This window comes from Delftia sp. S65, from assembly GCF_016516495.1.
In the GTDB taxonomy this organism is placed as follows: domain Bacteria; phylum Pseudomonadota; class Gammaproteobacteria; order Burkholderiales; family Burkholderiaceae_C; genus Comamonas; species Comamonas acidovorans.
In genome coordinates, this window is record NZ_JACVUR010000079.1 from 1 (window position 1) to 12496 (window position 12496).

Annotated in this window: 8 protein-coding genes and 1 pseudogene; 4 read left to right on the forward strand and 5 right to left on the reverse strand. The window is 56.9% G+C overall.

Annotation, left to right across the window (positions count from 1 at the left end; genetic code table 11):
* Positions 1 to 321: 321 nt before the first annotated feature.
* The 3 genes and pseudogenes from IAE24_RS29620 (at position 322) to IAE24_RS29630 (ending at position 7181) form a co-directional block, all read left to right on the forward strand.
* Positions 322 to 894, forward strand: a complete 573-nt coding sequence (locus IAE24_RS29620; RefSeq protein ID WP_199962492.1) for an HAD domain-containing protein — start codon at positions 322 to 324, stop codon at positions 892 to 894.
* A gap of 978 nt (positions 895 to 1872) precedes the next feature.
* Positions 1873 to 5586 (forward strand): DEAD/DEAH box helicase, encoded by a 3714-nt coding sequence (locus IAE24_RS29625; RefSeq protein WP_199962493.1) that lies wholly within the window; start codon positions 1873 to 1875, stop codon positions 5584 to 5586.
* Positions 5587 to 6030: 444 nt separating this feature from the next.
* Positions 6031 to 7181, forward strand: a pseudogene (locus IAE24_RS29630) (IS3 family transposase).
* 178 nt (positions 7182 to 7359) lie between these two features.
* On the opposite strand, the gene IAE24_RS29635 reads toward IAE24_RS29630, so the two are convergent.
* The 5 genes from IAE24_RS29635 to IAE24_RS29655 all read right to left on the reverse strand — a co-directional run bounded on the left by IAE24_RS29635 (position 7360) and on the right by IAE24_RS29655 (position 11747).
* The gene (locus tag IAE24_RS29635; RefSeq protein WP_199962494.1) at positions 7360 to 8934 is read right to left on the reverse strand and encodes a hypothetical protein; all 1575 of its coding nucleotides are present in this window, start codon (positions 8932 to 8934) and stop codon (positions 7360 to 7362) included.
* A gap of 34 nt (positions 8935 to 8968) precedes the next feature.
* Entirely contained in the window at positions 8969 to 9193 is a 225-nt protein-coding gene (locus IAE24_RS29640) for a hypothetical protein (RefSeq protein ID WP_199962495.1), read from the reverse strand.
* A gap of 196 nt (positions 9194 to 9389) precedes the next feature.
* A complete protein-coding gene (locus tag IAE24_RS29645) occupies positions 9390 to 9839 on the reverse strand; it encodes a DUF6527 family protein (RefSeq protein WP_199962496.1) in 450 nt (149 codons plus the stop codon).
* The gene (locus IAE24_RS29650; RefSeq protein ID WP_199962497.1) at positions 9836 to 11023 is read right to left on the reverse strand and encodes a ThiF family adenylyltransferase; all 1188 of its coding nucleotides are present in this window, start codon (positions 11021 to 11023) and stop codon (positions 9836 to 9838) included. The genes IAE24_RS29645 and IAE24_RS29650 overlap by 4 nt, the downstream gene beginning before the upstream one ends.
* Positions 10998 to 11747, reverse strand: a complete 750-nt coding sequence (locus tag IAE24_RS29655) for a multiubiquitin domain-containing protein (RefSeq protein WP_199962498.1) — start codon at positions 11745 to 11747, stop codon at positions 10998 to 11000. The genes IAE24_RS29650 and IAE24_RS29655 overlap by 26 nt, the downstream gene beginning before the upstream one ends.
* Positions 11748 to 11995: 248 nt before the next feature.
* Here IAE24_RS29655 and IAE24_RS29660 point away from each other — a divergent pair, with 248 nt between their 5' ends.
* Positions 11996 to 12346 (forward strand): helix-turn-helix domain-containing protein, encoded by a 351-nt coding sequence (locus IAE24_RS29660; protein WP_325100586.1) that lies wholly within the window; start codon positions 11996 to 11998, stop codon positions 12344 to 12346.
* Positions 12347 to 12496 lie beyond the last annotated feature (150 nt).

Genomic DNA, 12496 nt, shown 5'->3' on the forward strand with positions numbered 1-12496 from the left:
TCTTCAAAGATAAGCGATAGGACGGGGCCGGGGAATCAGGGGGCTATCTCACCTGCAAGTTCCCGGGCTCATGTGCCGTGCGCTGGATGAGCGTGGTGAGAGCTGTGATGTCGTTCTCTGGATGCATGTTGAATAGTCCACGTTGGCGTCACGCGGCGGCCATCTACAGAACCCGAAACAGAGGCCTGCAAAACAGCCTATAAAGCCAAGAACGATCACCCACCGCCAGCCAAGGCAGATGGGCTGAATTGTTGGCCCAAAGCCAAGCACGGCATTCAGCTTGACGGTGGTAGCCCAATCCTCCTGCTCGGCGAACAAGCTATGCACAATTCCCCGTACGTTCCGGCGTCCACACCACGCAGCGCCGAGGTGATCCTCTACCTGGACCTCGATGGCGTGGTCCACCATGAGAAAGTCCTCTGGCACCCCGGCAAGGGCATCTACATGAGCCCCTATGAAGCCGCGGGACACACCTTGTTTGAATGGCTTCCCATCCTAGAGCAAGCCCTGGAGCCCTTTCCGGCATTGGCCCTAGTGCTCAGCAGCACCTGGTGCATCCGTCCCGGGTACAGTGCTACGCTCAAACGCTTTCCGATAACCTTGCGCTCCCGCTTCATAGGCGGCACGTACCACAGGCGGGTGCATGGCGTGGATCCCTGGAACCAAGCCATGTTTCGTGAGACTCCCCGGGGTGTACAAATCCAGCAGGATGCCCAGCGCAGGAGGCCGCGACATTGGATCGCGCTCGATGACGACTTCGAAGACTGGCCTGCGGCCTATCGGCATCACCTGATCGCCTGCGATGGAACGAGGGGTCTGTCCGACCCCAACGTTCAGCGGGAACTCAAAGAACAGCTGCAGCGCTGCCATACAACCTCGTCCAGTCCTGAGTGATCTCCCTATGAACCTGCCCACTCTCTCTACACCATCCATGCTGATTGACCATAGATCCATGCTGCGTCCCACTTCAACCTTTCGGAACCTGCTGGAACAGCCTCTATAGAGCGAGACTAACGATTCGCTTTGCCAAGGAAGACGGACTGGAAGGCTGGAACCTGCGTGTACTCCTCTCCCATCAAGAGTGTCAGCGTCCGGGGCAAGCAAAAAGGGATCGTCGTTAGCAAGACGCCGGGGCCAGTGTGGAAGGGGCGGCTCTTCTCTGTGCGAGTCAAGGGCAACGGCTTGCTCCATGGCCAGAGGGTAAGAGTATGGACTTGCGTCGATCAAAGGGATCGTCCGCCTACTGAAGGAGAGCAAGCCCTGCTGTAAGGCATTGCGTCGAGTTCACGACTTTATGAAAACGACTATTTGTATGAGCAGCGCGCTGAGCCTCATGGATGCTACGCCTCTGTTTACGACTTTATTTGGCCAGAATAGCAGGCTTTGATTGACAATGATTGTGGAAAATTTCCTCCAGATGCGGACGAATTTTCCTAAATTTTTTCGATTGAGGAAATTTTCTACAATTCTTCTGGCTAAAAGTATATGCGGACGCCCCGGATTGCCATGATCTCAGTTCGTATTTTAGGTAATTAATGCCGTAAATAAGCTCGCAGAATTCATGCGGCTTTGCGCCGTTGTCGTTTGTAACAGCATAGTCATGAACTCGAGTTCGAAGGGTAAGAATGACTTAGATATGTGGAGGTAAACTCAGTCCGTTTTGAGCTTGTTGCTATAAAAGAGAGCACTCATTTTGGTTTGATGGGAAATTATTGTGGTCGAGCGACGTAGGGCATGGCTGCTGCAATTAACGCGCAAGCATGTGATGTGGTCAGGATTTTTCCGAGTTGCTGGCGCCCGCAATCGTGCGCCATACTGAAAAAACAGTGCAAATTTTCCTATGCACTGACATGCATTACAGGAGAAAAAGCCTTGGTTTCCAAACCCGGTAGCGCCAACCTACGCTCAATTCAAACACTGGATCACTTGCAAGTGTCTGCGAAGGGAAAGACGACGGGTGGCGTCGTCAAGTTAAAGGTACCATTGACAGCGGATCGCGCGAAGGTCGCGCAAGAGTATGAGAAGGCCATGGTGGCGTTGGATGATCACGAATTTTGGTTTGAGGGCGCCGAAGATTCCTATAGATCCGACAGGGGGCTTTGGACCCCACAGCGCCGAGCCGTTGCCTTGGCTCACGCATACCTGGCCTCACGAAAACACGCTGCATCGGATGCACCTCGCGAGGCGGCGCTCATCAAGATGCCCACGGGCACTGGCAAGACGGGCGTCATCGCGACGCTGGCCTGCGTCTCGCCCTTGGTCAAGAAGGTTCTGATCTTGACACCTCGTGCTGGGCTCGTGCATCAAATGAAGCAGGACTTGAGCTTCCGGTTCTGGAGTCGCTCGGTCCAAGGGGTCTATCACGGGTGCAAATTGCACGAAAAACTGACTGACACAGAGATCGGCAATCTCACCGCAGCGATCAAGGCGGGCAAGGTGTCTCCGGTTCGCGTCTTGGCCGCGGAAGAATACGCAAAGATCTGGAAGGAGCGAACCCAGGACCGACAGATTCTGGTGTCGACGTTCAACGCGCTGCACTTGGTCCTGGGCATCGCCCCGCCGCCCCACCGGTCAATGTATGGCAAGGAAATCCGCCCGGTCGCCAGCAGCCTGAATGGGCTTGAACCTGGGAAGACGGCCGATGAGTGCGTCGCGGCGTTTCAGGATCTTCTGAAATCCGTCGATTTGGTGATCGTCGACGAGGGGCATCACGAGCCGGCGTATTCGTGGGCGCTGGCTGTTCGCGCCATTGGCAAGCCCACGATAATTTTCTCGGCCACTCCGTATCGCAACGACTACAAGTACTTCGAGGTCGACGGCAACTTCGTGTTCAACCTTCCATGGCAGGAGGCCGTGTATCAGAAGCTCATCCGCGACGTGCAGTTCGCAGCGCCGGTGGCATCGATTTCACCAAAATCGTCAAGCGGCTCAGGTCGTCGCAGTAGTGCCGCCAAGCCAACGGGTTACACCCCGCAGAGCTTCGTCGACGAGTTTGCAGCGACGCTTAAGCTGCTTCCCGCGGGCAAGAAGGTGATCGTCCACGCGGGCACGTTCGCTGTACTGAAAGCGCTGCAGCGAGTCTTTTTTAACAAGGGCAAGGGAGAGGTCGCCTTACTGATTCACGACGCCTACCAAGGCACCGCCGAGCTTGAGTGCAAGGACTTGGATGGCCTTTCAGCTCGCCACAAGCAGCAGCTCAAAGAGCTCAGGTTCAATCAGGTTCGGCAGACACAAGCAAATCTGGATGTCTCAGGCGTCCGCATTTGGCTGCACCAGTTCAAACTGATGGAGGGAATTGACGACAGCAGCTTCATCGAGATCTGGCTCTACGATGGCCTTGGAAACGCCCGACAGGTTGTGCAGCAGATCGGGCGCGCCATCCGGCGCCGGGACCTGAGTGATCCCACCGGACAGATCGCAATCATCCGTGGCAGCTCAAAAAAACTGGACAGATACGAAGGTTCTCCAACCGTGGCCGAGCAGACCGCGCGTCGATGGAAAGAGTATCTCGCATACGAAGAGTATGCAGCGCAGCAACCTGATTTGGCATTCATCGCCGAGACCCAGCTGGTTGCCTCAGTCAAGCGCACGGCGCCAGCGGTCCAATACATCGCTGGCGAGTTCAAGGGTGGGCACCTGCTTGATCAGAACCCGACGATGGCGGCCTTCGTCCTCCCGCGGCGAGCGGTGGTATGTCGCGTCGAAGGAGTTGACTCGCATGATCCCAAAGCCATTCCCGACAAGGTTCTGGATCAGCTTCAAGCTGCAAGCTGCGAAGCCATGCAGCTAGAAGAGCGATTCGACATTGCGGTGGTGTCGGCACCGGCCGGGGATATCTATAAAGACGTCCGCCTGATCCGCTACCTCGCCTGGGGCAACTCGCCGTATCTGGCGAGTCACCACATTCCAGAGTGGCGACTGGGCGTCATGGCCATCGTCCGGTCGGGCCGCTACATCTTCTTGATCGACACCGAGAGCATCTGCATCGACTACGAGCGGCTAAAGCTGCTCAGCCCGGAGCCCGTCGAATTGAAGCGGTTGTTTGCAGGGACTGCCACTGGCACTGCTGCACCAGCCAATGCCACGCGTATTATCGAGACAGTGGCCAGCGGTTTGGACACGAGCGAACTGGGCCTTCGATCTATCAGCGTCCGCAAGCATGCGCTCGAGGACACCTATTTCGATCTCGCCGAGTCCAGCCAGATCCCGACGTCAGTGCGCGGTTTTGGACAACTTGGACCCAAGTCAGCGCGCCGCCGGCTGTCGCTGTCTCGCTCCAGCGTCGCTGACGCGACCAACAAGCTGCTGCCTGTGAAGGACTACGTAGAGTGGACGCGGATCGTCGGGACCACGATGGCCGATGACGGGGTGAAGCCCCACGGCTTCTTTGACCGATTCGCGAATGAGGTGGCCGCCCTAGACGAGACGAAGGGCGTTCCCAAGTCCATCCTGCTGGATGTCTGGGAACTGCTGGACACGGCCACCGAGACGCGGGACGAGCGCGCTTGGGATTTGGATGCAGTCCGTGAAGTATTAGAGTGGGACACCTGCTGTGACATATCGGACCGCCGAACCAGCTCTACCGCACCGGCGCGGTATGCCTTCGATTTTGGTCCTCACGAGGTCGAGATCAAGTACATCTACAAGGCGGCCATTCCGTCTACTGGTCGCTATGCACTTTCCTGTCCCGCGCTCAACGAGGCGATCAGTGACCCCAGTGCGCGGGCGGGCAGCATGGACAACACTGCCGTCGGCCGACTGCAGTCGCTCTCCCTGACACAGCTTATCAACCAGGAGCAGTCGTTCCGGGTGATCACCTCGCAAGATCGCGTCGTCTATTCGAAGTCCCACTTCTATCGTCCCCACATCGACGATGCCCTAATGTCGATCTTGGAGCCTTGCAAGGCTGTTGACCTGGTTGTGAGCGAAAAGGGGGACACACGGATCACGAGCGTAGCCGACTGGGATTCAAAGACGCTGTTTGGACTGGTGTACGGCTGGATCAACTCGACGACGGTACATACTTCGGAGCTCGCGAAGGATCTCCAGGGCTGCGGCTTGGTCATTTGCGACGACCGTAACGACGAAACGGCCGACTTCTACGGGATCAATGATGTCGCGAGACGCGTCTTCATGGTTCATGGCAAGGCGGCCGACGGAACTGCCGGTGTGTCTGCTCGGAAGCTACAGGACGTCACGCGTCAAGCTTTGGCCAGCTTGGCGTTCGCGGGCTCCAGCCGTCGCGATTTCCCCTTCTCGTCCAAGTGGAAGTCCGATTGGCAAGTCGTTCTTCAGGCTGCCCAAAACACGGTGATCTCGAAGACAAGATTCCTGTCTAAGGTCGTCAAACCATTAACCCAACCCACGCCAAAGGAAGCACACGGTCTGCTTTTGAAGGCACTCGCCGACCCGACGTACAAGAAGGAGATTGTGATGTTCACCGGCGGCCTCTTAAGTCGAAAGGCGGCGCTGGCGACCTTGAAGAGCTCCGATCAGCGAGAGCTTCAATTTCTCTACTTCCTGGCGGCGGTGCGATCGACGTTTGATCGAGCAGGCGTGCGGTTACGGATCGTTTGCAATGAATAGCGGTTCCAAACGACGCTCAGAGTGCGCCAGACGAGCGCTGCGATGCCTGCACGGTCACGAAGAATGGATAGAACCCGCGCACCTTGTTGGACGTGGCGGACTACGACTGGAACAACCTCCGCTTCACCGGCGGCGTGGTCCAGATCGATGATGGCAGCCCAGAAGAAAAGGCCGGCAAGAGATATTGGCTGAACGTCAGATAACTGACCATAAGAACGGTAGTTCTCAGTGACGTCGACTCGCCACAGAGCCGTCGTTGATCGGGCAGAACCCGGGATCGGCAACTTCTGCGTCGCAGACATCGATTGATGTGAGTTGCTGTCGGTTTTGATGACACCTCTGAGCGACCGCTTCGGTGGGGCTGAGACATGTTACGTTGACCTGCTCCCCATAGGGCGTACCAGTCGAAGGTTAGTAGAGTCCGTTTTCAGAGGAAGAACGGACATGAAGAAGAGCAGATTCACCGACGAACAGATCATCGGTTTTCTCAAGCAGGCCGAGGGCGGCATGCCTGTCAAGGAACTGTGTCGCCTGGGCGGTTTCAGCGATGCGACCTTCTATAAGTGGCGCGCCAAGTTCGGCGGCATGCAGGCCGGCGAGGCCACGCGGCTACGCGAAATCGAGAGCGAGAACGCCAGGCTCAAGAAGCTGCTGGCCGAGGCCCGCCTGCACATCGAAGCGCTGAAGGTGGGCTTCGGGGTAAAGCGCTGATCCCGCAGGCCAGGCGCGAGGCCGCTGCCAGGATGGTTTAGAGACTGTCCATCAGCGAGCGCCGCGCATGTCGCTATGCGGGGTTGTCCAGAACCAGCTACCGGGAGCCGCCCAGCATGAACGAGTCCACGGCCAGCCTAAGCATGCGCATCGTCGAGTTGGCGCACGAGCGCCGGCGCTTTGGCTACCGGCGCAGCCACGACCTGTTGAGCCTTGAAGGCCACCAGGTGAACCACAAACGCGTGTGGCGCCTGTACAAGCTGGCCAACCTGTCGGTGCGCAAGCGTCGCAAGGTCAAACGCCCCACTGGCGAGCGCCAGCCCCAGGCTGCCAGCCAGCACGTCAATGACACCTGGAGCGCAGACTTCGTGATGGACGCACTGGCCAACGGCCGGCGCATCAAGTGCCTGACGGTGGTCGATGACTTCAGCCGCGAGTGTGTGTACATCGCGGTGGACCACGGCATGGATGGCGAGTACGTCGTGCGCTTGCTGAACTAGGCAGCGCAGTTCCGCGGCTACCCGCTGGTCATCCGCACCGATCAGGGGCCTGAGTTCACCAGTCGGGCCTTCATGGCGTGGACGGCGGCACGCGGCGTTCGGCACCTGCTCAACGATGCCGGATGCCCCACCCAGAATGCCTACATCGAGAGCTTCAACGGCAAGTTCAGGGACGAGTGCTTGAACGAGCAATGGTTCGAGACGCTAGCGCAGCAGGCCCGTCAGGAGATAACCCGCTGGCGGTGCTACTACAACGAGGTGCGGCCTCACAGTTCATTGGGGCGTATCTCGCCGGCCAGCTTCGCTGCCTTGCATCGCCAGCGCGCTGGGGAAGGCAATCACCGGAGATCAAGTAGTCTCCACAACCTTGGACTCGCTAAGTGAACATTGGCACGTCTAAAGGGGGCAGGTCACTTCGGACGAAACATGATCTGGCATTGGCCGAGAGCCGAAGTGGCTTGCTGGTAAGCACCGCAGCAGCTTCGTGGTTCAGTCGCAAAGCAAAGGGTTGGCATATCGTATGTGTCCTGCTTGCAGCTTATCTTCGCCGCAATCCTGGACTTTATTGCCACGGGTTGGGCATGGAGCAACCACGCTGGTTGCTATCGAGACGCAGCAAGTTCGCATAATCCCCAACGAACGCTGCAAGTGCGAGTGGCACCTCATCTCCAGCGTGCTTAGGATACATATGCTGCATCACGTGAACCGCCAAAGCTGCATCCCCATGCAAAGAATCTGCAGAGGCATCAATCACCACTTCGCCTACACGACTTTTGGAGTCCGGATTCTTAGGATTAAAAAGCGAGGTCTCGTGAAGCTCCACAAACCAAACTAGCTTGGGCAGCTCCATAGTTCGGTATCGATCTCGCAAGGCTGGGTCGATATCTGGATCTTCTAGCGCCCACCGGCGAAATGTATGTCGCCGCACCAGATAAGTTCGCAAGACAATGGCAATGTCAGGCGCAAGCTTGGGGGCGTTTGACTTGAACTGGGTCAGGAATACGCTGGCAAATGCGACCGCACCTAGAGCTGATTGCTCCGCCTCTTTAGCCGTCATGTGAACGGTTTCCGGCAATGGAATTATCAGATTCCTTGCATGCTCGAGGCAGTACTCGTCGCTCTTCGCGTTACCTGACGCTAGGGGAAGGTAGGGTCCGGTGTTGTCGTTGTGCACAACCAGAGATTCAACCCAGTCTGAAGCGATGTTGTACTCATAGGTTCGCAAGCGCTGGGGGGTGGGATTGACTTCGCCCAATTTGAATGATCGCCCAATGCACACCACCGCATGGCCGCCATTTTGATGAAACAGCGTTGCAATAACTGGGAGGCCAGACTCCACATAGGGAAGAGCAGCTTCAATCACGGTATGGGGCTCCACGGCCGTCCCGCTCCCACAAGTGAGGGTGAGGGGGTCGTGACCCGATGACCGAATCGCCTCCAACATCTGCTCAATCACCAGTCCTTGCCGGCCAGGAAAAACACGATCGAATGCCAAATAGCGCGTTGCCGCCAGAGTGAGCTCGGCTGGCGTGTAGGCGATATTGCCTACGCGCTTCATCTGTGTGCGAAGCGCGATCCAGATGCTGGCCTGGGCACACGCCCCGACGGCATTGTCTTGTTGCAGGAAGGGAGTGCCACACACCTGAAAGCTCTTGCCAGCAATGTGCACTGGAAACTGCTCATGGCACGTCACAACTCCGTTCTGGGGCGGCACCAGGATTGAGGCCCCAACCGGCGCATGGCGCAGCGGTCGAATAGTGACAAAGCCCAAGTAGTTTTGCTCACTTACGCCGTCAAGAAAATCCAGTACATCCCGCGCGGCCGTCCCTGTGGCATCGGATAGCTTAGGCATAGGGACCGAAAAACCATGGAGACGCCAGCAAGTGCGTTCGACCGGACGGTGTTGCTTGCTATAAAAGGCTTGATGCTCCGCCGTGAAATCGGGATCTCGCACCGACTCCTGCACTAGCAAAGTTTGTGCGCCTACTTTTTTTAGGCACTCAAAAACACTATGCAGAGGGATAGATGGCTTGTTCGGAGCCTGCAGCATTGATGCAGACTGGAGTTTCGCCGCTTGGAGTAGTTGGGAAACGTCAGTTATCGATGTGAGGTCGATAAAGCGATAGCGCAGAGTCATGCACGTATTTTTGCACGTGCGAGCACTCTGTTACTTAGCGGAGCGTCATACGCAGGACTTCCAGCGAAACAGAGCGCTCACGGTTGCGAAGAGCCAACACATCTTCGAGCATTGCGTTCGAAAGTGCAGCGTTGAGCTGCAGTGTCACCTCGCGAGGAACCGTCAGGTCCTTCTTGCGCGGATCCTGACGAAATTCTTCCACCACCCTCCGAGTTCCATCCAGAACGGAGGGGGGAAGGCCAGCGTCAAGGTCAAGCATGGATGGCCTCCGTAAAATTGGCGGGTAAAGCCAGCGATTATAGCATGGAAAAAATTGTCAGCAATTTTCGTTGCTGGAAACACAGCGTAGCACATCCCACGCGCTACCGATAGTACCGATATCGACGGGTTGTTGTAGGACAAAAAAAGGGAGCAAGCTCCCTTTTTTGGCTTTTTGAAATCACTGCCCCTCTGCTTCAGGTGAAGAAGCGAAGGACGCGCGCCAGCAGGCTCTTCCAGAAAAACTCCTTGGACACAGAGGGGGGTGAGGGCGGAACATCCATGTTCTCCAAGTTCCCTTGCTGTTCCGAGTAGTACAGGTCCTTACGCGTACGCGACGACTGGCGACCACGCTGGATGGCTGCTTCAGACATATCCGATGCCCAAACAACCCGACCGCCTCGTACGATGTAGTGCGACCTACAGGGGAAAGACCAATTGCCGATTGACGGCCACAAGCTTGCTACGTCCTTTCGCAAAGTCAGCTCCCAGTCAGTCGGGGACAGCGGGGTAATAACTTCTTTGCCACAGCCGCACGCGCACAGATGGGCCGCCAAATCCTGGTCGCTCGTCACGTACAAGATACCGCTTTTCAACGGTTCAGGCAGCGAGTGCACCACCAAATGCTCTAAACGCTGGACCGTCATGCGGGCGGCTCCTGGCGGCTGAGCTGGTTCAAGTTCACGCTGTACGTCGTCTCGTACTCGCCGTGATCGTCAAGATAGAAACCCGTCATCCGCTTCCATTTCGCCACGGCAAGGGCGGCATTTAAGCTGTTGAGCTCTGCGATCTGAATGTTGGAGGCATACAGCTCCTCGTCACGGTCGACCTTAGGTATGCGAGCCTTCGCCAGTTCCCGTGTAGAAGGAGTGCTGCTTGTGACGCGGCAACTTCCCCAAATAGTTTCCTGATCGTCCGACAGCTGCAAGCCCATTCCGACGTCAATTACCACCACTTGTGTGTCATGCAGCTTCCGCAGCACCAGCTGTCGCACCTCACCCTTGTCCACGCAAAGGAACACATAGTCAAAGTTCGTCAACAGATGAACATTGTCTTCGTCGAGCATGACAGTATGGGCCACGATGCCATGGCGCATGCAGCCGTAGCGTTCGGCGAGGTATTGAACCTTGGGGAGCTCACGCTCCAAATCCTCCCGCGGCACGGCACCAGGGATACGGAAGGCGTTGTGTGGCCGAAGGACATCGCCATCAAAGAGATGGATCTCAGCCACGTGCGTTTTTGCGATCAGGTCCAGCGCATAGCTACCCGTGCCGCCCAGCCCCACAATGGCCACCCGTTGTGCTCGAAATCGCATCGCTAGCCTGCGGATACCCGCCCGCGAAGAGGCGGTGTCTTCGTACTTGAAAACCGAATCTTCCTCCACCGGCTCGCGCGGCTTAAACGTCCGAGCGTCGACGGCAGGATCAATTGCTTTTGCCTCGTTGCCGATAACGCGGGCATAGCTGGTCAGCTGTTCATAAAAACTCTCGTAAAAGCCGCACCGCGGCTTGTTCGAGAAGTGGTGCTGCGCGTTGATACCGTCGGTCAAACGGTAGTCCCCTGATGCGTGTTGAACCTGGATCAAGATTGAGCCGTCAGCGCGATACGGATGCTCGCCAACAAAATAGACTTGATGAGATCCGGGGCGGCCCAGCTTGTCAGGAGTGGCCAGCGTTATAGGAGCTACGATGATTCCGCGCGCCACTTCGCGCCGTTCATTGACATAGGGCACGCTGTGCAGCAACAGATGGTTCTCTCGCACATCCAGCTCATAGCCCTCATCCAGCAGGCGCTGCAGCTCAGGGTTAAGACTTATCAGTTTGCGAGACATAGAACTTCATCCCATTCTTGATGAACACCACTTGGCCTTCGATCATCGAACCACTCGGATTCTGGCGAGGACCAGCCGAGTAATCAATCGTGTAGATCGTCTGCGTGCCAGGGGCAGCTTCGGGGAAGGCCAGCTTGGCAATCTCCCAATAGTCGACCTGGTAGTGGTTGAGCTCGCGATCACGCGAGTTGACCTTGATCACCACCCGTGTCTGGCTCGACATGAAACGCTCTACTCCCGGACGGGACAGATCGACCAACTCATGGTCACCGATCAGCAGATCTTCGCCGCCCACGGCGACGAGCCAGAGGTCCATGCCCACCGCAGGCAGGCCAGCCAGGCTCTTAAGGGTGCTGCCAGAAATCTGGGCGGCACCCCAGTCATACGCGCGCTCGTCAATGAAGAACCGGAAGGAGCGATCGCTGCGGAACACCAGGAACTTCTCTGCCCCGGCTTCGCGCAAATCCACTGATTCTTCAGGGCGGATCTCTTCGAGGGCGCCGTCCCGCAGCATCTGGAAAACCAAGTACTCGCTGGCCGGGCGCAACTGCATGATGGTCAGTACTTGGGTCCCCGTGATCACAGGGTCATGCACCACCTTCGATTCAAAGCGCAAATTTTCGTCCGCGATCTTGATGCCGTAAGGCCCGTGATCACGCACTGCACGACCTGCAGCCACAGCTGCAGCTACATCTTCCACACCATTTTCGAAACTGGAGTTCATGTTGCTTCTTTCGAAAGTTGCTTACGCAGCGCTGCTGCGCCCTTAGGTCTCGCACCGGATCGGGATCCCCGTTGGCCCGTTGCTTGCTGCTACTATCTCAATGCATGCTAAGTTTGTCAAGCGCTATTTGCGCGCTAAATTTACAACGCGCTGTGAGCGTGCGTTGAAAAATTAGCATAGGTGCGTAGAATCGGCTTCCCTGGAGCAACCCGGCAAGTGCATGGAACTCCCTAACAGGTCCAAAACCCGTGGCAGTCACCCTAGGTCAATACCTCGCGTCCATTCGCATGGACAGGAAGATGTCTCTTCGCCAAGTGGAAGAGAAGAGCGGCAAGGAGGTGTCCAACGCCTACCTCAGCCAGCTTGAGAATGGAAAAATCCTGCAACCTAGCCCCACGATCTTGAACAAGCTTGCAGAGATATACGGGGTTGACTACATGCAATTGATGGAACTGGCCGGATATCTGCCTGCGGTTAGCTCGCGCGCACCCGCACAGCGGCACGGCCGTATTGCAACGTTTTCGGAGCACAACCTAACATCGGACGAGGAAGAGCAACTTTTGCACTACCTGTCATTTATTCGAACCAAACCGAAATAATGAATTGACCTTGCCCCCGTATTCCCGACCCCGCCCTATTCGCAATAAAGCGCCTGGTCAGCCCCTGCAGCCTGTTGCCGCCTGAACTCCCGAGGCGAACGCATTTTCAGCGAAGAATGCGGATGCACCTCGTTGAAGTGCTCGAAGGCC

Excerpts from the sequence above, each read along its gene's own strand:
- IAE24_RS29620 (WP_199962492.1), top strand. The coding sequence starts at position 322 with ATGCACAATTCCCCGTACGTTCCGGCGTCCACACCACGCAGCGCCGAG.
- IAE24_RS29635 (WP_199962494.1), bottom strand. The coding sequence starts at position 8,934 with ATGACTCTGCGCTATCGCTTTATCGACCTCACATCGATAACTGACGTT.
- IAE24_RS29640 (WP_199962495.1), bottom strand. The coding sequence starts at position 9,193 with ATGCTTGACCTTGACGCTGGCCTTCCCCCCTCCGTTCTGGATGGAACT.
- IAE24_RS29645 (WP_199962496.1), bottom strand. The coding sequence starts at position 9,839 with ATGACGGTCCAGCGTTTAGAGCATTTGGTGGTGCACTCGCTGCCTGAA.
- IAE24_RS29650 (WP_199962497.1), bottom strand. The coding sequence starts at position 11,023 with ATGTCTCGCAAACTGATAAGTCTTAACCCTGAGCTGCAGCGCCTGCTG.
- IAE24_RS29655 (WP_199962498.1), bottom strand. The coding sequence starts at position 11,747 with ATGAACTCCAGTTTCGAAAATGGTGTGGAAGATGTAGCTGCAGCTGTG.